The 23,307-nt window shown below is 46.7% G+C and carries 21 protein-coding genes and 1 other RNA gene; 9 read left to right on the top strand and 13 right to left on the bottom strand.

Annotated elements, in window-relative coordinates; translation table 11 throughout:
* From ftsH to carA, 6 genes are read right to left on the bottom strand one after another with little or no spacing between them, the layout of a single operon-like run.
* Positions 1 to 1,902: an ATP-dependent zinc metalloprotease FtsH gene (ftsH, locus tag B2337_RS03855; RefSeq protein WP_292362367.1), complete on the bottom strand. Its 1,902-nt coding sequence runs from the start codon at positions 1,900 to 1,902 to the stop codon at positions 1 to 3.
* Between the two features lie 45 nt (positions 1,903 to 1,947).
* Positions 1,948 to 2,565 (bottom strand): 23S rRNA (uridine(2552)-2'-O)-methyltransferase RlmE, encoded by a 618-nt coding sequence (gene rlmE, locus B2337_RS03850; protein WP_292362365.1) that lies wholly within the window; start codon positions 2,563 to 2,565, stop codon positions 1,948 to 1,950.
* A 1-nt stretch (position 2,566) separates the two neighbouring features.
* Positions 2,567 to 3,034, bottom strand: coding sequence for a DUF4149 domain-containing protein (locus tag B2337_RS03845; protein ID WP_292414033.1), 468 nt, complete (start codon positions 3,032 to 3,034; stop codon positions 2,567 to 2,569).
* Positions 3,035 to 3,511 carry a transcription elongation factor GreA gene (gene greA / locus B2337_RS03840; protein ID WP_292414032.1) on the bottom strand — a complete coding sequence of 159 codons (477 nt, stop codon included), beginning with the start codon at positions 3,509 to 3,511 and terminating at the stop codon, positions 3,035 to 3,037.
* Positions 3,511 to 6,729 (bottom strand): carbamoyl-phosphate synthase large subunit, encoded by a 3,219-nt coding sequence (gene carB / locus B2337_RS03835; protein ID WP_292414031.1) that lies wholly within the window; start codon positions 6,727 to 6,729, stop codon positions 3,511 to 3,513. Before carB ends, greA begins: the two co-directional genes overlap by 1 nt.
* Before the next feature lie 6 nt (positions 6,730 to 6,735).
* Complete coding sequence (gene carA, locus B2337_RS03830) at positions 6,736 to 7,866, bottom strand: glutamine-hydrolyzing carbamoyl-phosphate synthase small subunit (protein WP_292414029.1); 1,131 nt, start codon at positions 7,864 to 7,866, stop codon at positions 6,736 to 6,738.
* A 166-nt stretch (positions 7,867 to 8,032) separates the two neighbouring features.
* Between carA and hemB the strand changes: the two genes are divergently transcribed.
* A complete protein-coding gene (hemB, locus tag B2337_RS03825) occupies positions 8,033 to 9,049 on the top strand; it encodes a porphobilinogen synthase (RefSeq protein WP_292414028.1) in 1,017 nt (338 codons plus the stop codon).
* Positions 9,046 to 9,867 carry a shikimate dehydrogenase gene (gene aroE / locus B2337_RS03820; protein ID WP_292414027.1) on the top strand — a complete coding sequence of 274 codons (822 nt, stop codon included), beginning with the start codon at positions 9,046 to 9,048 and terminating at the stop codon, positions 9,865 to 9,867. The genes hemB and aroE overlap by 4 nt, the downstream gene beginning before the upstream one ends.
* Positions 9,868 to 9,912: 45 nt before the next feature.
* Here aroE and B2337_RS03815 read toward each other — a convergent pair whose 3' ends face one another.
* The gene (locus B2337_RS03815; RefSeq protein WP_292362358.1) at positions 9,913 to 10,371 is read right to left on the bottom strand and encodes a Spy/CpxP family protein refolding chaperone; all 459 of its coding nucleotides are present in this window, start codon (positions 10,369 to 10,371) and stop codon (positions 9,913 to 9,915) included.
* A gap of 180 nt (positions 10,372 to 10,551) precedes the next feature.
* On the opposite strand from B2337_RS03815, the gene B2337_RS03810 reads away from it, so the two are divergent.
* Positions 10,552 to 11,238 (top strand): response regulator transcription factor, encoded by a 687-nt coding sequence (locus B2337_RS03810; RefSeq protein WP_292362357.1) that lies wholly within the window; start codon positions 10,552 to 10,554, stop codon positions 11,236 to 11,238.
* Entirely contained in the window at positions 11,238 to 12,581 is a 1,344-nt protein-coding gene (locus tag B2337_RS03805; RefSeq protein WP_292414026.1) for an ATP-binding protein, read from the top strand. The genes B2337_RS03810 and B2337_RS03805 overlap by 1 nt, the downstream gene beginning before the upstream one ends.
* A gap of 24 nt (positions 12,582 to 12,605) precedes the next feature.
* On the opposite strand, the gene sodC is transcribed toward B2337_RS03805, so the two are convergent.
* Genes sodC through B2337_RS03790 form a run of 3 tightly spaced genes read right to left on the bottom strand, consistent with a single transcriptional unit; the run spans position 12,606 to position 17,556 of the window.
* Positions 12,606 to 13,118: a superoxide dismutase [Cu-Zn] SodC gene (gene sodC, locus B2337_RS03800; RefSeq protein ID WP_292414123.1), complete on the bottom strand. Its 513-nt coding sequence runs from the start codon at positions 13,116 to 13,118 to the stop codon at positions 12,606 to 12,608.
* 56 nt (positions 13,119 to 13,174) lie between these two features.
* Positions 13,175 to 16,384 (bottom strand): efflux RND transporter permease subunit, encoded by a 3,210-nt coding sequence (locus B2337_RS03795; RefSeq protein ID WP_292414025.1) that lies wholly within the window; start codon positions 16,382 to 16,384, stop codon positions 13,175 to 13,177.
* On the bottom strand, positions 16,381 to 17,556 hold the full coding sequence (locus B2337_RS03790; RefSeq protein WP_292414023.1) for an efflux RND transporter periplasmic adaptor subunit: 1,176 nt from the start codon (positions 17,554 to 17,556) through the stop codon (positions 16,381 to 16,383). Before B2337_RS03790 ends, B2337_RS03795 begins: the two co-directional genes overlap by 4 nt.
* A 157-nt stretch (positions 17,557 to 17,713) precedes the next feature.
* On the opposite strand from B2337_RS03790, the gene B2337_RS03785 reads away from it, so the two are divergent.
* Positions 17,714 to 18,202, top strand: coding sequence for a MarR family winged helix-turn-helix transcriptional regulator (locus B2337_RS03785; RefSeq protein WP_292362352.1), 489 nt, complete (start codon positions 17,714 to 17,716; stop codon positions 18,200 to 18,202).
* 26 nt (positions 18,203 to 18,228) lie between these two features.
* On the opposite strand, the gene ssrS is transcribed toward B2337_RS03785, so the two are convergent.
* From ssrS to B2337_RS03770, 3 genes are all read right to left on the bottom strand, one after another.
* Positions 18,229 to 18,413: non-coding RNA, 6S RNA (gene ssrS / locus B2337_RS03780), on the bottom strand.
* Between the two features lie 40 nt (positions 18,414 to 18,453).
* The gene (locus B2337_RS03775; protein WP_292362351.1) at positions 18,454 to 18,759 is read right to left on the bottom strand and encodes a cell division protein ZapA; all 306 of its coding nucleotides are present in this window, start codon (positions 18,757 to 18,759) and stop codon (positions 18,454 to 18,456) included.
* Positions 18,756 to 18,965, bottom strand: a complete 210-nt coding sequence (locus B2337_RS03770; protein WP_292362350.1) for a TIGR02449 family protein — start codon at positions 18,963 to 18,965, stop codon at positions 18,756 to 18,758. The genes B2337_RS03775 and B2337_RS03770 overlap by 4 nt, the downstream gene beginning before the upstream one ends.
* A 105-nt stretch (positions 18,966 to 19,070) precedes the next feature.
* Between B2337_RS03770 and B2337_RS03765 the strand changes: the two genes are divergently transcribed.
* From B2337_RS03765 to B2337_RS03750, 4 genes are read left to right on the top strand one after another with little or no spacing between them, the layout of a single operon-like run.
* On the top strand, positions 19,071 to 19,619 hold the full coding sequence (locus B2337_RS03765; RefSeq protein ID WP_292362349.1) for a UPF0149 family protein: 549 nt from the start codon (positions 19,071 to 19,073) through the stop codon (positions 19,617 to 19,619).
* Entirely contained in the window at positions 19,619 to 20,929 is a 1,311-nt protein-coding gene (gene pepP / locus B2337_RS03760; RefSeq protein WP_292362348.1) for a Xaa-Pro aminopeptidase, read from the top strand. The genes B2337_RS03765 and pepP overlap by 1 nt, the downstream gene beginning before the upstream one ends.
* 4 nt (positions 20,930 to 20,933) lie before the next feature.
* A complete protein-coding gene (gene ubiH, locus B2337_RS03755; protein ID WP_292414022.1) occupies positions 20,934 to 22,136 on the top strand; it encodes a 2-octaprenyl-6-methoxyphenyl hydroxylase in 1,203 nt (400 codons plus the stop codon).
* On the top strand, positions 22,133 to 23,305 hold the full coding sequence (locus tag B2337_RS03750) for a UbiH/UbiF/VisC/COQ6 family ubiquinone biosynthesis hydroxylase (protein ID WP_292414021.1): 1,173 nt from the start codon (positions 22,133 to 22,135) through the stop codon (positions 23,303 to 23,305). Before ubiH ends, B2337_RS03750 begins: the two co-directional genes overlap by 4 nt.
* Positions 23,306 to 23,307 lie beyond the last annotated feature (2 nt).

The raw sequence follows: 23,307 nt of genomic DNA, 5'->3' as shown, positions 1-23,307 counted from the left end.
TCAGTTTAATTGATCAGCAGGTTTACCCGTCGGTTCCGGGCCATCTTCATCAGGTTTGGCCGATGGTGGCGGCGTTGATGATTTGTCATCCCAGCCTTTTGGTGCACCTGGTTCACGGCCTTCCATAATGGCATCGATCTGATCACTGTCGATGGTTTCATAAGTGATCAATAGTTTGGCCATGGTATGCAATTTATCGAGATTTTCCGTCAGAATATTTTTTGCCCGATCATAGTTACGGGTAATCAAGGCACGAACATCTTCATCAATCTGCTTGGCTGTTAAATCAGATACTGCTTTGTGCTGAGTGACACTACGACCAAGGAACACCTCGCCTTCATCTTCACCATACGATAAAGGTCCCATGTTGTCAGAAAGTCCCCATTTGGTAACCATATTGTGTGCCAGCTCGGTTGCGCGTTGAATATCATTCGACGCACCTGTAGTCACCGCTTCAGCACCAAAAATCATTTCTTCAGCCAGTCGACCGCCATACAAACTGGATATCTGACTTTCCAGTTGTTGTTTGGTATAGCTGTAACGATCTTCCGTTGGCAGAAACATGGTGACACCTAATGCACGACCACGCGGGATGATACTGACTTTATAGACCGGATCATGACCCGGAACGCTACGACCAACAATAGCGTGGCCAGCTTCGTGGTATGCGGTCAGTTCTTTCTCTTTATCACTCATGACCATGGAACGGCGCTCTGCACCCATCATGATTTTGTCTTTTGCCAACTCCAGATCGTTCATGGAAACCAGGCGTTTATTGGTGCGTGCTGCAAATAAAGCGGCTTCGTTGACCAGATTGGCTAAATCCGCACCGGAAAAGCCAGGTGTTCCACGCGCGATGACGCTTGGATTTACATCTTCATCAGCGGGTACTTTACCCAAATGTACTTTAAGGATCTGTTCACGGCCACGAATATCAGGCAATGGCACGACTACCTGTCTGTCAAAACGACCTGGACGTAACAATGCCGGATCCAATACGTCAGGACGGTTAGTTGCGGCAATAATAATGACACCTTCATTACCTTCAAAACCATCCATCTCAACCAGTAACTGATTCAGGGTTTGTTCACGTTCATCGTTACCGCCACCTAAACCGGCACCACGATGCCGACCAACCGCATCAATCTCATCAATAAAGATGATGCAGGGAGCATGTTTCTTGGCTTGTTCGAACATATCACGAACGCGTGATGCACCAACACCCACAAACATTTCGACGAAATCAGAACCTGAAATGGTAAAGAAAGGCACTTTTGCTTCACCGGCAATGGCTTTAGCCAGCAGAGTTTTACCCGTACCTGGTGAACCCACCATCAAAATACCGCGAGGAATACGACCACCCAGCTTCTGGAATTTACCAGGATCACGCAGGAAATCGACTAACTCATGTACTTCTTCTTTGGCTTCTTCAACACCAGCAACATCTTTGAAGGTCACTTTAACCTGATCTTCATTGAGCATGCGGGCTTTGCTTTTACCAAATGACATAGGGTTTTTGCCACCACCGCCCTGCATCTGACGCATAAAGAAAATCCACACGGCTATCAGTAAAAGCATCGGGAACCAGGAAATGAAGATCTGCATCAACAGTCCAGTTTTTTCGACTGGCTCTGCTTTGATAGCAACACCGTTATCCAGCAGATCGCCAATTAGACCGGGATCATATTCAGGACTGAAGGTGGTAAATTGGCTTCCATCAGTTAATTTACCGGTTATGGTGCGTCCCTGAATATCGACACTGGAGACCGCACCGTTTTTCACATTACTGATAAATGTCGAATAATCCATTTCGCTCTGCTTAGTTTGTTGCGGACCGAAATTGTTAAATACCGACATCAATACCATCGCGATGACGACCCATAAAACAATGTTTTTCATCATGTCACTCAATGTTTGTTACCCCTAGTAACGTTAGTCTTTTTACTGTCATTTCAATCCACGTCCGAGTAGATATACTTCACGGCTCCGTGCGCGTGAGGCATCTGGTTTACGGGTAGTCACTTTAGTAAAGTGAGTACGCATGGACTTCAAAAAATCATCAAAGCCTTCACCCTGAAAAACTTTGACCAGAAAATCGCCCTGTTTACTTAAGTTATTAATTGCAAAATCCAAGGCCAACTCAACCAGATGCATACTGCCTGGCTGATCTATCGCATCCACACCTGTCATATTGGGGGCCATATCCGATAATACAAGGTCTATCGATTGTCCGGCCAATACTTCATTCAACTGATCCAGTACATGGTCTTCACGAAAATCACCTTCAATGAAATGCACTCCGCTCAGTGGCGTCATTGGCAAAATATCCAATGCAATGACTTTACCTTTGTCACCGACACGATGCAAAGCATAATCAGACCATCCTCCGGGAGCAGAACCCAAATCGACAACCGACATGCCATGACGGATTAACTTATCTTTCTGATCGATTTCTTCCAGCTTAAACGTCGCTCTGGAACGATAACCTTTCTGCTGAGCTTTTTTGACATAAGGATCGTCAAAATGTTCTCTAAGCCAATTATGACTGGATTTACTTCGCGCCATATCAGGTCTGCCGTGCAGTATGTTGTTTATCGGTACTCAATACCAGCAACAAACCGGCAATGCTTAACATCAGATACAAATTTTGACTCAGCATATGCAGACGTTCGAAACTCCCGGCAAGCTCTGTATTCATACGCCAATTATCGATGGTTTTGATACTGGCCATTTCAGGTTGAATATACATACTGAATATCAACGTAATCATCAGCATGACAATCAATACCCAAAAGCGCCATGAATGTATCGCCCAGCCCCGCTGGATACTCAGTTTACCGAGTAAAATTAATGTTCCACTGATGAGACCAATTACATTGACAGCAAAAAACAGTTTAGCGGCATATTCGGCAGCAACCAGTGTTTCAAGGCTGACAAAAGCAAGCGGAACTGCCAGATAACCAATAGACCATAATGCACCTACCCACAATGTCAGTAACAGGCGTTCGCCGATGGTTTCAGAGAGGTTCAACATTTAATCCAGATAATGGATGCCGATAATTTCATATTCAATCGCCCCACCAGGAGCCTGAACGGTTGCAATATCATCGACTTCTTTACCAATCAAAGCACGGGCAATCGGTGATGAAATGGAAATACGGTTCAATTTAATATCCGACTCGTAATCACCGACAATTTGATAACGCACTTCATCATCAGTATCGATATTCAACAAATCCACTGTCACACCAAACACAACACGACCGTCTTTTGGCAGGGCAGTTGGATCAATTACCTGACAATCAGCCAACGTTGATTCCAACTCCTGAATACGACCTTCTGTGAAGCTTTGCTGCTCACGTGCGGCATGGTATTCAGCATTTTCTTTTAAATCACCATGAGCGCGCGCTTCAGAAATCGCATTGACTATAGCTGGACGCCTGATGGTTTTCAGTTCATGTAGTTCATCTTTCAGTGCCTGGGCACCACGCTGGGTAATTGGAACGGCCATTAAATCAATTCTCCATGTAATGACTGTAAACGATTCACCGAAACGCTGTCTTCACAATGCAAGGCCAGAATCGTGGCACGAGCAGCAGCCAGAGTCGTGGTGTAATTCACCTGATGTTGCAATGCCGCGCGGCGGATCTCTCTGGAATCGGCTACGGCCTGGCGACCTTCAGTTGTGTTCACAATCAGAGCGATTTCATCGTTTTTGATCATATCCACGATATGCGGTTGACCCTCTGCGACTTTCTTCACTCGTTCGCAAGGCACGTCAGCCTCCATCAACGTTTGCTGTGTTCCACGAGTCGCCAGCAACGAAAAGCCTAAGCCTAACAAATCTTTGGCAATCTTGATAACCGCCTGTTTGTCTGCGTCGCGAACCGAGATAAAGGCTTTACCACCCACTGGCAGGCTGACAGAAGCCGCCAGCTGTGATTTGGCAAAGGCTTCGCCAAAGGTCCGTCCAACGCCCATGACTTCACCAGTGGATTTCATTTCCGGCCCCAGAATCGGGTCAACACCCTGGAATTTAATGAATGGGAAAACGGCTTCTTTGACAGAATAATAAGACGGAATCACCTCTTCAGTAACACCCTGCTCTGCCAGACTCATGCCCGCCATGCAACGTGCAGCCACTTTCGCCAAAGGCACACCGATGGATTTTGACACATAGGGCACGGTACGCGATGCACGTGGATTCACTTCCAGTATAAAGATGCGGTCGCCCTGTATAGCAAACTGCGTATTCATTAAACCAACTACACCAAGCTCAAGCGCCATTTGTTTTACCTGAACCCGTAACTGGTCCATGATTTCCCGGCTCAGGCTGAATGGTGGTAACGCGCAGGCAGAGTCGCCTGAATGCACACCAGCCTGTTCAATATGCTCCATAATGCCGCCGATAAGCACTTCCTTACCGTCACATATCGCATCCACATCAACTTCAATCGCATCATCCAGGAAACGGTCCAGCAATACCGGTGAATCGTTGGAAACCGATACAGCGGTCTGCATGTAACGTTGCAGTTCTTCTTCGTTGTAAACAATTTCCATCGCACGGCCGCCCAAAACATAAGAAGGACGAACCACGAGCGGATAACCAATCTCGGCAGCCAGTGAAACAGCAGTATCGACTGAATGCGCCAAACGATTTGGCGGCTGCAGCAAACCAAGTTTTTCGACCATTTGCTGGAAACGTTCGCGATCTTCCGCATGGTCAATCGCATCCGGAGACGTACCAATAATCGGCACACCTGCCGCTTCCAGAGCACGAGCCAGTTTTAATGGTGTTTGCCCGCCAAATTGCACAATCACACCTTTAGGTTTTTCCAGTGCAACAATTTCCAGCACATCTTCCAGCGTCAGCGATTCAAAATACAGACGATCTGATGTGTCGTAATCGGTGGAAACGGTTTCCGGATTACAGTTGACCATAATGGTTTCATAACCATCATCGCGAAGTGCAAGCGCCGCATGAACACAGCAATAGTCAAACTCAATCCCCTGACCGATACGATTTGGTCCGCCCCCCAAAATCATAATCTTGTCACGATCGCTCGGATTGGCTTCGCACTCTTCATCATAAGATGAGTACATATACGCCGTAGATGTTGAGAACTCTGCCGCACAGGTATCAACACGTTTGTAGACGGGCCGTACGCCCATCGCATGACGATGGCTGCGGAATTGTTTTTCGGTTTTATGCAGCAATTTGGCCAGTCGTGAATCCGCAAAACCTTTACGTTTCAGCGCACGCATTTCCACTTCATCGATATCGTTCAATGAACGTTCTTTAAGCTGATTTTCAATTTCCACCAGCTCCTGAATCTGAATCAGAAACCATGGATCGATATGTGTCAGTTGCTGAACTTCATCAAAGCTCATCCCATAACGAAACGCATCACCGACATACCAGAGACGATCCGAACCCGGCAGGCTTAACTCACGACGTAACACTTCAGCGGCATTTTCCGCTTTCAGATCCAGAATTTCGTTAAAGCCATCCCGATCCGTCTCCAGACCGCGTAACGCTTTTTGCAGGGATTCCTGGAAGTTTCGGCCAATCGCCATAACTTCACCGACAGATTTCATCTGTGTGCTCAGACGATTATCTGCCAATGGGAATTTTTCAAAGGTAAAACGTGGGATCTTGGTCACCACGTAATCAATTGTCGGTTCAAACGACGCAGGCGTTGCACCACCGGTAATGTCGTTTTGCAATTCGTCCAGGGTATAGCCGACCGCCAGCTTGGCAGCCACTTTGGCAATCGGAAAACCGGTTGCTTTGGAAGCCAATGCAGAAGAGCGTGAAACCCGCGGATTCATTTCGATAATAATCAAACGCCCGGTTTCCGGATTCACTGCAAACTGTACGTTCGAACCACCGGTTTCCACGCCAATTTCACGCAGAACGGCCAGCGAAGCGTTACGCATGATTTGGTATTCTTTGTCGGTCAATGTTTGTGCCGGAGCCACGGTGATTGAATCACCGGTGTGAACCCCCATTGCATCCAGGTTTTCAATAGAACAGATAATGATGGCGTTATCTTTTTTGTCACGCACCACTTCCATCTCGTACTCTTTCCAGCCGATAATTGATTCTTCGATCAACAATTCGGAAGTCGGACTGAGATATAAGCCACGCTGACAGATATCGATAAAGTCTTCGCGGTTATACGCAATACCGCCACCACTACCACCCATGGTGAATGACGGACGGATAATGACTGGAAACCCGAACTTCTGTTGGACTTCCAGCGCTTCATCCAATGAATGTGCAATATCAGATTGCGGCATATCCAGGCCGATCTTGCGCATTGCGGCCCGGAACAAGTCACGATCTTCGGCTTTATTGATCGCTTCACTGTCAGCGCCAATCATTTCAACGCCGTATTTTTCCAACACACCATGTTTTTCCAAGGCCAATGCACAGTTGAGGGCTGTTTGACCTCCCATGGTCGGCAGAATGGCGTCAGGACGTTCCACTTCAATGACCTTGCTGACGGCCTCCCAGGTAACCGGTTCAATATAAGTCGCATCCGCCATATTGGGGTCAGTCATGATGGTCGCGGGATTGGAGTTGACCAGAATAACCCGGTACCCCTCTTCACGCAGCGCTTTACAAGCCTGTGCGCCAGAGTAATCGAACTCGCAGGCCTGACCGATAACAATCGGACCAGCACCCAGAATAAGAATGCTTTGAATATCAGTACGTTTCGCCATGGTGTGTTATTTACCTGTCGCTTGTTCGAGTAGGTCGATAAAGTGATCGAATAGAGGGGATGCGTCCTGCGGTCCAGGACTGGCTTCCGGATGTCCCTGAAAGCTGAATGCCGGTTTGGTTTTATGATGGATACCCTGCAAGCTACCATCAAATAGAGAACGGTGCGTGGTTTCAACCGTATCCGGCAAGGTGGATTCATCTACTGCAAAGCTGTGATTCTGACTGGTAATCATCACCAATCCTGCCAACAACTCCTGTACCGGATGGTTGGCACCGTGATGGCCGAATTTCATTTTTTCGGTTTTTGCGCCACAGGCCAAAGCCAGTAACTGGTGACCTAAGCAGATACCAAAAATCGGCATCTCTTTGTCGAGGAAATACTGGATGGCTTTGATAGCGTAATCGCAAGGTTCCGGGTCACCTGGGCCATTGGCCAGGAAAATACCATCCGGATTAAGTTTCATCACTTCTTCAGCTGGCATTTGTGCTGGTACAACGGTCAATTTGCAGCCACGTTCAGTGAGCATACGCATAATATTTTTCTTGATACCGTAATCATAGGCAACCACATGAAAACGCGATTCAGCTTTGCGCGACTGGTTGTCGATATGCCAGACACCCTCAGTCCATTCATAAGCCTGTTTGGTAGAAACTTCTTTGGCCAAATCCATGCCTTTCAATCCGGCAAAGTCTCTGGCAGCAGCAATAGCGGCATCGACATCAATATTGTCACCGGCAACGATACAGCCTTTTTGTGCACCTTTTTCACGTAACAGACGTGTCAGGCTGCGAGTATCAATACCGGCTAATCCCACGACATTGTGGCGCCCCAGATATTTATCCAAAGCCTCTTCACCACGCCAGCTGGACATTACCGGGGACAGTTCACGAATAATCAGACCACTGGCATACACCTGGTCAGATTCTTCATCATCTTTGTTGACTCCAACGTTGCCGATATGCGGATAAGTCAGAGTCACAATTTGGCGGCAGTATGACGGATCGGTAATAATTTCCTGATATCCTGTCATCGCGGTGTTGAAAACCACTTCACCAACTGACTGACCCACAGCACCGATCGATTCGCCGTGAAAGACCGTGCCATCTTCAAGAGCAAGTAGCGCAGTTGTACGCAAGGGGAACCTCCACCAGATAAAAAAGGAACAGGGGAAAGGACGTTCTCCCCAGACAAAATCTTTGCAATTTTAGCCCATCTGCTGCCAATGCGTCCACGCTAAAAACGATGACAAGTTATCTTACCAGCGGTAGTATGAAGCGCAGCTTATTCACCTGGCAGAACTTATGACCCAACAGTTTTTTAATTTTTCCGGTTTTCCACAGCAAAGACCGCGCCGTTTGCGCAAAGATGACTTTTCCCGGCGGCTGGTTCGCGAACATAAATTAACTGTCGATGATCTGATTTATCCCTGCTTTGTGCTTGAAGGGCAAAATCAGCGGGAAAAAGTTACCTCAATGCCTGGCGTGGAAAGACTGAGTATTGATTTACTGCTTAAGGAAGCAGAAACCATTCATAAATTGGGCATACCAATGATGGCATTGTTTCCCGTAACCCCGTTGGAGCAAAAATCACTTGATGCTGCCGAAGCATTTAACCCGGATGGGTTGGCACAACGCGCAGTTAAAGCGCTGAAAGAAGCCTTTCCGGATTTAGGTGTGATGACAGATGTTGCACTGGACCCCTTCACCACTCATGGTCAGGATGGTCTGATAGATGACAATGGTTACATTATGAATGACGAGACTGTTGACGTATTAATCAGACAAGCTCTCTCTCACGCAGAAGCTGGAGCCGATGTGGTTGCTCCCTCCGATATGATGGATGGGCGAATCGGAGCGATCCGTAATGCTTTGGAAAATGCCGGTCATATTCATACCCGTATCATGGCTTATTCAGCCAAATATGCCTCCAGTTTTTATGGACCTTTCCGTGATGCCGTAGGCAGTGCGGGTAACCTGGCCGGTGGCAACAAATTCAGTTATCAAATGGATCCGGCCAATTCGAATGAGGCCCTGCATGAAGTCGCGTTGGATATTCAGGAAGGCGCAGATATGGTAATGGTCAAACCGGGCATGCCCTATCTGGATGTGTTGTATCGGGTAAAACAGACCTTCCAGAAACCCACCTTTGTTTATCAGGTCAGCGGTGAATACGCGATGCTCAAAGCGGCTACACTCAAAGGCTGGCTCAGTGAAGAGGTGATCATGGAAAGTCTGCTGGCTTTTAAACGCGCTGGCGCCGACGGTATTCTCACCTACTTTGCCAAAGATATTGCGAACAAATTACAACGCCAATCATGACAGATAAATATGCGGTAATCGGCAACCCGATCCATCACAGTAAATCACCATTGATTCATGCTGAGTTTGCCAGACAAACGGCTGAAGATATTGAATACACGGCGATTGAAGTCCCACTGGAAAATTTACAGAACAGTCTGCAACAGCTGCGTGATATTCTTAAATTAAAAGGTCTCAATGTCACCGTACCATTTAAGGAACAGGTATGGGCAATGGCCGATCATCGTTCAGCCCGAGCCGAACTGGCTGGTGCCGTAAATACCGTTATCTTTAATACTGATGGCTCTCTGTTTGGTGATAACACTGATGGTGTAGGCCTATGCCGTGATTTAACGGTCAATCATCAGATTTCACTTGATGGTAAAAGGATTTTATTGCTTGGTGCCGGTGGTGCTTCACGTGGCGTGATTGCCCCATTACTGGAATTTCAACCTGCCACTATATTTATTGCCAATCGAACCGCGGAAAAAGCCAAACATCTGGCAGAACAGTTTGATAAGGCTGGCAATGTAAAAGGTGGCGGATTCAGCGATATTCAAAGTGAATTTGATGTGGTGATTAATGCCACTGCCGCCAGTCTGCAAGGCGAGGTCCCACCGTTGCCTGACTCAGTGCTGGCAAAAGGCGCCTGTTGTTATGACATGATGTACAGTGATAAAGACACGGCATTTATTCAATGGGCCAAAGCACATTCTGCCGCCAAAACAATTGATGGACTGGGTATGCTGGTTGAGCAGGCTGCAGAAGCTTTTCATATCTGGCGTGGCGTGCGTCCACAAACAGCTTCCGTGATAGCACTGCTGAGAGAAGCTCCCTAAAACCTCATCCTGCATAAACTTACAGGATGAGGATAGATTGATATTTTAATCCTGCTTTCTTTGTTCGTACTCAGCTATTTTGTCTTGCAACTGCTGCTTTTGCTCTGTTGTTAACACATTGAAAATTGCATTATTTAATTTGGCTCTTTTAGCTAATTTTTCTGCATGAGATTCTGTAGCATCGTTGATTATGGCTTCAAGCTTGTTTTGATCCAGACGATCATTAAAGGCCAATCGATTTAATTTCCTTTGCAACTCCCAGTGTGCCTTCATCTCATTTCTTTTATCTGTCTGCTGGGCATCAACTAATTCTTTAATTTCAGATTTTTGTGCTTCAGATAAATCAACGCCCTGTAACATGCGTGGTATGCCATCATGCTCTTTATGCTTCTTCATCTCGGCATATTTCTCTCCTTCACCACAACTTTTATGTTTATCGGCCATGGCAGGGGCTGCTAAAAATAAAACTGGAATCAAGCTGAGCGTTATTAATTTAATACGCATTTAGTTTCTCCTGAGACGGTTAGTTTAAAAAATACTGTCAACTGACAGGTTGCAGACAGTATTGACGGATAAACTGTTAATGACTGTTTTGATATGTAAATTCAGGTAAAACACTGATTTACAAATAGCTGATTAAATTTTGTGAACGTATTATTACGTTAAAAATAACAGGAAATATCTGTGAGCAAAGTATTAATAATTGATGATGATGTGATTCTTTCTGGCCTATTTCAAGACTATCTTGAGGAAGAAAAATTTCAGGTTCGTACTGCAGATACAGCAACCGAAGGTCTGCAGCTTGCTTTGCAAGGTGAGTTCGACATTGTGATTCTTGATGTGATGTTGCCGGATATGAGTGGTACCGAAGTATTAAAAGCCATACGCAAACAGAGTCATGTTCCTATATTGATGTTCACCGCCAAAGGTGACGATGTGGATCGCATTATGGGACTGGAATCAGGTGCTGATGATTATGTTCCCAAACCCTGCACACCAAGAGAATTAATTGCCCGCATTAAGGCCATTTTACGCCGCAGCGAAATTACCCGACAGCAGCAACAGGATGAATCTGTCATTCAAACCGGGCCCTTACAGCTTTGGCCGCAACTTCGTAAAGCATTATGGTTTGATAGTGCGCTGGAGCTGACCAGTACCGAGTTCAGTCTGCTTGAAACACTGGCCAGAAATGCCGGACAGGTGGTCAGTAAAAATGCTTTATCGGAAGCGGCACTGGGTCGGCCATTAGCACGTTTTGATCGAAGTATTGATGTGCATATGAGCAGTATCCGGCATAAGCTCGGTCAGCAAGAAGATGGCCATTCCTATATTCAGACAGTTCGTGGCAAAGGATATCAACTGATTAAATAATGCGTAGTTTATTCTGGAAATTCTTTTTTGCTTTTTTGCTGGCCTTACTGCTGACCAGTATCGGGGTGGCCAGCGGCATGTGGTTACGTCACAATGCAGAGCGTCAGTCTTTTGAAGCTATTCCGGTACAAGTCGGCTGGAAAGCGGCAGATCTGGTTGATAGCGCCTCCGATATAGTGCGATATGCAGGCATCGAACCTCTGAAGAAATATCTTCGCGATCAACAGTTTAATAACATTACTATCTTTGCAATCACTCAAGATAATAATGATATTCTGGGCCGGGAAGTTGATGAAAATCTGCTCGCATCGACACGACAATTACTCTTTGAAAACCAGAGAATCCGTTCTGTTCGCCAGGCGATATCCGAAGATGGCCGGGCAATATTAATATTCATACCTTCACCAGAAAAACTTGGCCAGCAGTTTGCTCCGCCTAAACGGCCCAAACCGCCGCCATTTATATTGTTATTGAGTATGTGGCTGCTTTCGGGATTGTTATTCAGCAGTTTGCTGGCCTGGTGGTTCACCAAGCCGATCCGCATTCTACGCAATGCCTTCGATGATGTGGCTGATGGCAAACTGGATACCCGTATCCGTCCTGCAATGGGCAAACGTCGTGATGAATTAGCGGAACTCGGCCAAAACTTCGACCGCATGACCAGTCGTATCGGTCAGTTACTTAATGCCCAGAAGCGCTTGTTACATGATGTTTCACATGAGTTGCGTTCTCCGTTGGCACGTATGCAGGCGGCTATTGGACTGGCTCAGCAAAGCCCCGATAAAACAGCCAAAATGCTGGATCGCGTAGAACGTGAATCAGAACGCATCGATCATCTAATTGGTGACCTGCTGAATTTATCCAGAATAGAAAATCCGACCAGTGAAAATGATGAGCGGCAACACTTCGATCTCACCGGGATACTAACGGATATTATTGAAGACGCGCGTTTCGAGGCACAAAACAAAGCTATTCAAATCCAGCATAATACGTTTAACCATATCAACCTGTTTGGACGGGTTGAACTGATACATAGCGCTATCGAAAATGTATTACGAAATGCCATTAAATATTCACCGGAAAACGGAATTATTCAACTTACTGTTGAGAAATCATCAAAATACATTTCAATCAAAATAGAAGATCAGGGGCCGGGCATTGCAGAGCAGGATTTACAACAGATTTTCCAGCCATTCTTTCGCAGCCGGGATAACCAACATCATAATGGCATTGGTTTGGGACTGACCATCGCTCATCGTGCAATTGAAATTCATGGTGGTGAAATTACGGCAGCAAACAGGCAGGAAGGTGGACTCAAAATAGCCATTGTGCTTCCCGCCTGAAGCCGAGTAAATTATTTTAAAAAGTTAGTTTGTGACCCCACAGGCCACTCTTGCTCCACCACCACCTAGTGGTTTGGGATAATCAGAGTGATTGTCTCCACCAGCATGTACCATCAAGGAACGACCCTGTAAATCAGCCAATGTAAGCCGCGGAGCCAAAACAGGGTGTGTCGCCGTGCCGTCTTCAGCGACATATAGCGGCGGTAAGTCACCTGCATGACCGCTGCCCCAAGGAGTATCATGTTTACCGGTATTGTAAGGGTCATAATGTCCACCAGCAGCCAGGGCTGGAACCAGTTCACCGTCTTTTTCAGCCGCATCACAACTCGGGTTCTCATGAACGTGGAACCCATGCAAGCCCGGGGTTAAGGCTTTTAAGTCCGGCGTAAAGACTAAGCCAAAAGCAGATTGATGTACTTCTACACTGCCCAGACTTTTACCCGTTCCCTGCTTATCGACTTCAAACAGCTCGATTTGGGTCTCTGCCATTGCCGCAGAAGAAGCCAGCGCAACTATGATGCTCGTCAGTATTTTCATCATTTACTCCTGAATAAAGGTGACATCTGGTCGGACTCGGTTGAATACATGAAGTTTCAATGATCAACAACCAGCTTATCATCCTTGTCTGAAGGGTCAGTATCATTGCCTGTTTCTACTTTACGCCTATCTCTTAACGATGCCAGCCAGCGACAAAACACATAAAAGACCGGTGTAAATATCAGCCCGAAGAAAGTTACACCCAACATACCAAAAAACACTGCTGTACCGAGAGCCTGACGCATTTCTGCACCAGCACCGGAAGCCAGTACCAATGGTACCACGCCCAGAATAAAGGCAAACGAGGTCATCAGGATTGGACGCAAACGCGTTCTTGCGGCTTCAACTGCTGCATCCAGACGATTTAAACCGCGATCTTCAGCCTGCTTGGCAAACTCAACGATTAAGATAGCATTTTTTGATGCCAAACCAATCAGCACCACAAAGCCAATCTGAACCAGAATATTGTTATCCATACCGCGTAAACTGACCCCAAGAATTGCGGCCAGCAAACACATAGGCACAATCAGCACAACGGCCAATGGCAACAACCAGCTTTCATACAAGGCAGCCAACAACAGAAAGACAAACACTACTGCCAGTGAAAAGCTGAGAAATGCCGTATCACCTGCCAGTTTTTCCTGTAAGGCCAGCTCAGTCCATTCAAAACTGATTCCTTCGGGTAACGTATCACTCAATAATTGTTCAACAATGGCCAGTGATTCACCACTGGAATAACCCGGAGCGGTATTTCCCTGCACTTCAATCGCCGGATACAGATTGTAATGTGGCAACCGGATTGGTCCCGTAATGTTTTCAAACGTCGCGATAGTTCCAATTGGCACCATCGCGCCATTATTGGAACGGGTACGTAGTTTTCCGATATCCTCAATCTCATCACGATAAGGACCATCCGCCTGTGCTACCACACGATACGTCCGATTCAGGAAGTTAAAATCATTAACATATCGAGAGCCAAGATAGATCTCCAGCGTATCGATCACATTACCGACCGGTACGTTGAGCATTTCTGCACGGGTGCGATCAATATCGGCATAAATTCTGGGGGTGCCAGAATTAAAAAAGGTAAACACGGCCGATAACCCATCCGTTTGATTGGCTGCGCCGATCACTTCATTGGTGACGGCCTGTAACCTTTCAAGACCAAGCCCACCACGATCCTGAACATAAAGTTTCCAGCCACCGGAGTTACCCATACCTCGAACTGGTGGTGGTCTGATAGCAAAAGCCATTGCCGCATCCACCTGTGATAAGGCTTGCTGTGAACCTGCCACAATATCGTCAATACTAATACCGGCAGCGATCCTGTCTTCAAATGAATCAAGCGGTGTAAAGATAACTGCTGAGTTCGAGGCATTAGTGAAGGTTGGGCCATCCAGGCCAACAAACAGCACAGCATGTGCCACACCCGGAACATCTCTTAAACGCGCAGAGGCTTCACGTGCCGCCGCATCTGTTCTTTCCAGCGTTGCCCCGGGGGGTAACTGTAATACGTTGATTAAATAGCCTTGATCCTGCTCAGGAATAAAACCTGTTGGGACTTTATTAAACTGATACCCCGTGAACATAATCAGGCCGACATAAATCAATAGCATGATCGACAGCATTCGTAACAACTTGCGTGTCATCACCGAATAGCGATCGCCCATCCATTCAAACGCACGGTTGAAGCCATTACCAAAAGCGCGAAATGGATAACTTATTTTGCCCCAGACTCCGCTGGGCTGGTGACCATCGACGTGCGGTTTTAATAACAGTGCTGACAAGGCCGGTGACAGGGTTAATGAAACGATCAGCGAAATAATGGTTGCGGTAGCAATGGTCAAGGCGAATTGCTGATAGAACGCTCCGGAAATACCGGTAATAAAAGCTGTTGGAATAAATACGGCCGTTAGTACGATCGCTATGGCAACCAATGCACCGCCAACCTCATCCATGGTTTTATGCGCCGCTTCACGTGGACTAAAACCATTACGGATGTATCGTTCAACGTTTTCAACAACCACGATGGCATCATCCACCACAATACCAATAGCCAATACCAGACCGAATAACGACAGGTTATTCAGTGAAACGCCCAACATCGACATGACTGCAAAGGTACCAATCAACGAAACCGGTATGGCTAGAATCGGGATAATCGAAGCACGCCAGCTTTGCAGGAACAACATTACTACCAGAATAACCAGAACAATGGCTTCCAGGATGGTGTGATAAATTTTCTCTATCGATTTGGCGATAAATTCGGTTGGGTCATAAATAATCTGATATTCAACGCCATAAGGCATGCTCTGGGCGATATCTTTCATTTCTGCCCGTAATGCCTGGGCGGTTTCCAATGCATTGGAACCGGGACGCTGAAAGATAACGACCGGTAATGCCAAGTTGTCATCCAAATAACCGATGTTGTTATAGTCCTGCGCTGCCAGCTCTACTCTGGCTAAATCACGTAACCTTACGGTTCGGCCATCCGTACCACGTTTGACAATGATATTGCTGAACTCATCCTCTTCCAGCAGACGCCCTTGAGTTTCCACACTCAATTCAAAACCGCCTTTGGTTTCAATCGGTTCTCTATTGATAGTACCAGCCGCTATCTGGGTATTATTCTCACGTAATGCTGCGACAACTTCACTAGCTGTCATACCAAATGCCTGAGCCCGTTCCGGATCAATCCAGATCCGCATGGCATAAGCCCGCTCTGCAACAATACGTGCCTCACCTACGCCATCAATTCGTGCCAGACGATCAACTACCTGGGTTCTGGCATAGTTTGAAACATAGAGGTTATCGCGACTGCCATCGGAAGACAGGATATGGATAACCATCATCAGGTCGGGCGAGTTTTTACGTATATCGATACCTTGCCGGGTGACCTCTTCTGGCAGCAACGGCTCAGCAATGGCAATACGGTTTTGCACCAGAACCTGTGCCGTATCCAAATCAGTACCCGGCTTAAAGGTGATATTTAACGATGTACGCCCATCTGCAGTATTTTCAGATTTCATGTAGAGCATGTTCTCTACACCATTAATCTGCTGTTCCAACACTGTCGCTACCGTATTACCAGCGGTCTCGGCTGTCGCACCGGGATAGGTGGCGGTGACAGAAATACTTGGTGGCGCAATTTCAGGATACTGTGCAACAGGCAGATTGCTATAGGCAATCGTACCAACCAGTACAATCAGAACCGAAATTACGGTTGCAAAAATGGGTCTTTCAACAAAGAAATGTGTGAATTTCATGAGTCTTGCCCATTGTTTTGTGCCAGCTCATCAGCCTGATAGGGAACCGCATTGACTTCTGTTCCCGGACGAGCTCGCAATAAACCTTCAACGATAATTCGATCTGATTGACTCAAACCGGAGCGTATCACCCGCATATCACCCTGCAATGTGCCAAGTTCAACCGGTTTGGGTACAACCTTGCCTTCATCATTTACTATCATCACCACCTTGGCCGCCTGATCGGTGACAATGGCTTTATCCGGAATCAGCATGGCTTCATCATTCTGACTGGTCGGAAGCCGCAATCTGGCAAACAGGCCGGGTCGTAAAACACCATCAGCATTATCCACCACCACGCGCATTCTCAGCGTACCGGTATTTTCATCAAGTCGGTTATCAACAAAGTCGATACGTCCTTCGCGTGTCCATTCTTTTTCATCAATTAATTTGAGCTGAGTGGGCATGGTTCTGCCATTGGCAAGTTGCTCCTGTCCTTCAGGCAATCGTATCAATTCCAGATACTCTGTTTCGGAAACATCAAATACAAAATGTAACGGGTCTAGAGAAACTATGGTGGTCAGTGCCTGACCGGCATCACCACTACCAACCAGATTACCAACGTCAACTCGTCGATTTGAAATCCGTCCACTGACCGGGGCTGTAATTTTCGCATATTGCAGATCCAGCTTGGCTGTTTTCAACGCTGCCGCAGCTGACGCGACATTAGCATTAGCTTCCTGAAAGCGGGCGCGACGCGTATCCACTTCTTCCTGAGAAATCGCACTCTGGGTTAATAAACGCTCACCACGTTTGGTATCCAAATCGGCCAGTTTCAATTGACTATCCATTCTGGCCAGTTCGGCTTCCGCTCTGGCCACTGCAGCTTCATAGGGGCGTGGGTCAATTTCAAAGAGTAAATCGCCCTTTTCAACCATCTGGCCATCCTGGAAATGAACTTTATCCAGATATCCCGTTACCCTGGCACGCAATTCAACCATTTCAACGGCTTCAAAACGACCGGTAAATTCTTTCCACTCCGTCAATGCACGGATTTCCGGTTGTATTACCTGAACTCTGGGCAGGTTTTGTTCAGCCCTGGCGGTCTGACCCAAAATACTTAACGAGAAAAAAAAGATAATTGCAAAAACCGGCAGAAATGCGGGTTTGGCGGCAAATGAAATAGCACGCATGACAGATCCTTTGTTAATCGCCAATAAAAGCGAGTGGAATAGACTATAATTCTTTCTAGAAAGGTTTCTGGAAAGATTAATGCAAGATTGTTTTAGGTGCAAGTTAATTTTTTTGTCATAATTCTGACACATTGGAGGATATAACTTGGCAGAGCGGATGAAAAATATTGAAGAAATTCTCGACCAGATGCGGTGCTGCTGGCAGGGAGATCTTGCAGCAGCTGAAACAGTAAAGCGGCTGTTTCGTGCACGGGAATTGTTTTTCTCTGATGCAAAAATTGTCATGGAACAATTTGATCTTAGTGTAGGCGAATTTGATGCACTGGCTTCTCTGCGTCTGCAAGGGGAACCCTACGAGCAAACTCCATCCAACATCTGTCAGGCGAATCTGGTAAGTTCAGGTGGATTAACCAAGGTGTTGAATAACCTTGAAAAAAACGGGCTAATCAGTCGTCGTCAATGTGCAGACGATCAGCGTAGTCGTCTGGTCAAACTGACGGATAACGGAAAAAAATTAATCAATGATGCTTTAGAGATAGTGCTGGCAAGACATGAAAAACAACTTAGCAATGCCTTAAACAAAGAAGAGCGGGAGACGCTCAATATGCTGTTGATGAAATTAAATCAGTCTGGTCTTCGCCACTAAGAAAAGTATTGTTTTCAATTAAAAAGAAAGGCCCCACAGTGGCGTTACGAACGGGGTTCTTGAACCTGTTGGTTCAAGTGGGAAACCGCAAGGGGATGGCAAACTTCCCGTCGGAGCGGGCTTGTTTTTCAACCCCGTAAATTTGGTTTCCTAAAGCATTTGCTTATCGGCTCAAGACAACACATGTCGCTATCGCTCACCGCAGGGTTAACTAAATGATACGCAACTTTACTTGCCAAGTCGCCAGAATTTTATAATTCCAACTGTCTATCTTCATTAATAAATGCACTAACCCGCTCTTTAAGCTGAGAAATTTTTTCGTTCACTTTCTCCAGGTCGTGGCTTTCATCCTGCTGCAATATGAGCAACTCGTGCGCAATATTTAACGCGGCCATGACCGCAATACGGTCCACACCCACGACTTTGCCACTGTTACGGATCTTTTCCATATTCTGATGCACCATGCGTGCAGATGCCATTAGCGCATCTTGCTGCTCTTCAGGGCAAGCAACCTGATATTCCTTACCGAGAATCGTGACGTGAACAGGTACATTCATAGTTCTTCATCCAGCTGTTTCAGACGGTTGACCATATTCTCGATACGGTTACGAGCAACTTCAGTTTTTTCAACTAATTGCGCGCGCTCGCTTAACCAGGCTGCCTGCTGAGAACGAAGTAACATATTCTCTTCACGCAAGCGTCTGCTGGCCCTTAGCAACTCATCCAGCTGCTGTTCCAATTGTTGAATCGGGTTTTTATCCATTAATATGCGTCTTGGCTATGCGAGAATAATGCCTAACTATAGACGTGCGCCGTTGACTCGGTCAACAACTGCATGATGTGTTTTTTAATTTCAGGTTGTATCTCTATGTCTCAATTATATTTTCCATCCCTGTCACCGGAAAACGTGACCGCCGACGGACCTGCCAGCACAGCCGAACTGCAAGGCGCGTTATGTGGTTTGTTATGCATGGATGCTCAGGCCAATCGCAATACCTGGTATAGCGACTTGTTTGAAGACTACCAGCCCGGTGAAGAGGAAAAACAGAACCTGCTGGGCCTGTTTGATGAAACCATTCAGTCACTCAACAGCCTGGACTTTGATTTCCAGCTGGAACTGCCCGATGATGATGCGCCAATAGGCTCCCGTCTTGCAGCGCTAAGCGATTGGTGTCAGGGTCTGGTATTTGGGCTGGGCGTTTCAGGTCTGACCAATGAAACTGAATTAGCCGCAGATTGTCAGGAATATCTGACCGATGTATTACAGATCAGTCAAATCGATGATATTGAACTGCAAACCAGTGACGATGATGACAATAATTATGAAGAATTAGTGGAATATCTTCGAATGGGTCTGTTTTTACTTTATGGCGAATTGCATCCCGTCGCCCCTGAAGACATAAAAATTGAGCATTGATGACTAAAAAAGAATTCGCCAAACGCCGTCAAAAACTGATGGATATCATGGGACCGGACAGCATTGCTGTATTACCAAACTCTCTGGTCCATCCGCGCAACCGCGATGTCGACTTTCCATTTCGCAGTGATAGTAATTTTCACTATCTGAGTGGTTTTGATGAACCCGAATCAGTACTCGTGCTGATTCCTGGCCGCGAACATGGTGAATTTATTATTTTCTGTCGGGAACGCGATCTGGATAAGGAAATCTGGGATGGTTACCGCGCAGGTCAGGAAGGTGCCATCGGCATGTATGACGCAGATGACTCCTACCCCATTGCCGATCTGGATGATATTTTGCCGGGATTGATGGAAGACAAGGAAAAAGTCTATTACACCATGGGAAATCAACCCGCGTTTGATCAGCACATGGTCGGCTGGCTCAATCATCTGCGTCAGGCTTCCCGCTCGGGTAAACATTCGCCCACTGAGATCATTGAACTTGAACATTGCCTTAATGAATTGCGGCTATTTAAGAGCAGCCAGGAAATCAAAAACATGCGTTTTGCTGCTGAAGCCTCAGTCAAAGCGCATATCCGAGCAATGCAGTTTACCCAGCCGGGTAAATTTGAATATGAAGTCGAAGCCGAACTGATTCATGAATTTATGAAACATGGCTGCCGCAGCCCGGCCTATCCATCAATAGTCGGGGGTGGCGAAAATGGCTGTATCCTGCATTATATTGAAAACGACAGTAAACTGAAAAACAATGATTTGCTATTGATTGATGCTGGCGCCGAATATCAATGTTACGCGGCAGATATCACCCGAACATTTCCAGTGAATGGCAAATTTACGCCAGCTCAGCGAGCGTTGTATCAGATTGTGCTGGATGCCCAATATGCCGCCATTGAGGCGGTCAAACCAGGAAATCACTGGAATCAGCCGCATGAAGCAGCTGTTCTGGTACTTACTGAAGGTCTGGTCAGACTGGGTTTGTTGCAGGGTAATGTCGATCAGTTAATTGAAGATCAGGCCTATCGTGAATTTTATATGCACCGCACCGGACACTGGCTGGGCATGGATGTCCATGATGTTGGTGATTACAAAGTCGGTGGTGAATGGCGGTTACTGGAACCCGGTATGGTGTTGACGGTAGAACCCGGTTTATACATCCGCGATCCGGAGCATATTGATAAAAAATGGCATTTCACCGGTATTCGAATCGAAGATGATGTCCTGGTCACCAAAGATGGACATGAGGTATTAACGGCTGGCGCGCCCAAAGAAATTGATGCGATTGAAACCTTGATGGCGGGAAACCTATAAGACTGTGGAAACCGATTTTGACCTGTTGATTGTCGGGGCCGGAATGGTGGGGGCAAGTCTGGCTCTCGCACTCAAAAACACTGGCTTACGCATTGCCATCGTTGAAGCACAGGATCTGCTTGCTGATCATCAACCGGGGTTTGATGACCGTGGCATTGCGCTGTCGCATGGTTCACAGCGGATTTTTGAAACCATGCAACTGTGGCCACAGCTCGCTCATCAGGCCACCGCGATTAAAGGCATTCATATTTCCGATCGGGGTCATTTTGGTGTTACCCGCCTTAACGCCGAAACAGAAAGTGTGCCAGCTCTGGGTCAGGTAATGACCGCAAAACATCTCGGTATTCAGTTAAATCAGGCCCTGCATTCTCACCCGACATTGGCTATTCTCACACCGCTGCAAGTCCAGACACTTGAGCAACATAATAAAGCTGTGGCTGTGAGATTGTCTGATGGTCAGCATCTCACCTGCAAATTACTGGTCGGCGCCGATGGTCAATTTTCCACTATCCGTCAGTTATTAGGTTTATCAAGCTGGCAACGCGAATACCAGCAAACAGCCATTACCACGAATGTTATTCCGGAACGCGCCCATCAGAACTGGGCTTATGAACGCTTTACCGAAAATGGACCCTTAGCGTTATTGCCGATGTCTGAAGGCCGCTGCAGTTTAGTGTGGACCGTTCAATCCGGTGAAGAAAAAGCCTTACTGGAATGCGATGAACAACAGTTTACTGAACAATTACAACAAGCTTTCGGCTATCGCCTTGGCTATTTCCAAAAAGTTGGCCAGCGCAGCAGTTATTCCCTGGGCTTAATGCAAACCCATCAACCTGTTCAGCAACGGGTTGTATTGATTGGCAATGCCGCCCATAGCCTGCACCCGATTGCCGGACAGGGCTTTAACCTTGGCTTACGTGATGCAGCGGTTCTGGCAGAGCTGATAGCACTGCATCCCGAAGACTGTGGTCACCCCCAGGTGTTACATGATTATGCTGACTGGCAGCAGCAGGATCAGGATAAAGTAATCAGAGCAACCGATTTCCTAGTGAAGACCTTCAGCAATAACGCCTTTTTACTGGGTCATGGTCGTTCTTTAAGCCTGGCCTTGCTCAACGGTTTACCTTCCGTTAAAAGTCGTCTGGCTAAAACCAGTATGGGTCTGAGCGGTAAACAAAGCAAACTGAGCCGAGGCCTGCCATTATGAAACATGATTATGATGTGATTATTGTCGGCGGTGGCATGGTCGGCACCACTTTTGCTCTGTTACTGGCCCAACAGACTCAGTTACAGATTGCTTTGATTGAAGCCCATCAACCAGAAAAACTCGCTCTTGAAGATGCACCATTGCAACGTGTCAGTGCGATTAATCCTGCCAGTCAACAGATCCTTTCTGCAGTCAATATCTGGCAATCCCTCTTCCCTTCCCGACTCGGCCCATTTGACAAGATGCAAGTCTGGGAAACAGCGGATAGTAATCTGTACTTTAATGCGGCTGAGATTGGTACTGCCTATCTGGGTCATATTGTTGAAAACCGGCATATTCAGCAACAGGCTATTGCCGAAATCCGCAAACATCCGCAAATTACGTTTATCTGTCCTGCTCAGCCAGAACAGTATCAGGCCGGTCAGATCAGACTGGAAAATGGCAAAAAATTAACTGCCGGATTAATTGTGGCTGCTGATGGTGCGCGTTCCATGTTACGTGAACAAACCGGTATTCAAAGCCGTGGCTGGGCCTATCAGCAACATGGACTGGTTGCAACCATCCGTACGGAAAAATCCCATCAAAAAACCGCCTGGCAACGTTTTTTGCCGGGCGGTCCATTAGCATTTTTACCGTTACATGATGGGCATTTGTGCTCGATTGTCTGGTCTTTACCGACTGAAGCAGCCAAACAGATGAAAGCTTTGGATAAATCCGATTTTGAATTACAGCTGGCTGAAGCTTTTGAATATCGCCTGGGCAACGTTGAACTGGTATCAGAACGCGCCAGCTTTCCGCTGGCACTGGCACATGCCAAAGAATACGTTAAACCCGGTTTTGCCTTATTGGGTGATGCAGCTCACACCATCCATCCACTGGCAGGGCAAGGGGTGAATATCGGTTTACAGGATGCCAAAGCACTGGCTGACGTTATTGTCTGGGCTGAAGCAAACCAACGACAGATTGGCAGCCTGCACACACTGAAAAAATATCAACGACGCAGACTGGCAGAAAACCTGCTGATGCAGTTCAGTATGGATGGTTTTCACCGTCTGTTTACCCAATCAGCTTCCCCAATCAGCTGGTTAAGAACAACCGGTATGCAACAGGTGAATAAATCACAATGGCTGAAAAACTGCTTTATGCTTCAAGCGATTGGCACTAAATAAAC

It is taken from the genome of Methylophaga sp. UBA3192, from assembly GCA_002363955.1.
GTDB lineage: Bacteria > Pseudomonadota > Gammaproteobacteria > Nitrosococcales > Methylophagaceae > Methylophaga.
Note: the sequence above shows the minus strand (reverse complement) of the source record. Positions and strands in the feature narration are given on the sequence as shown.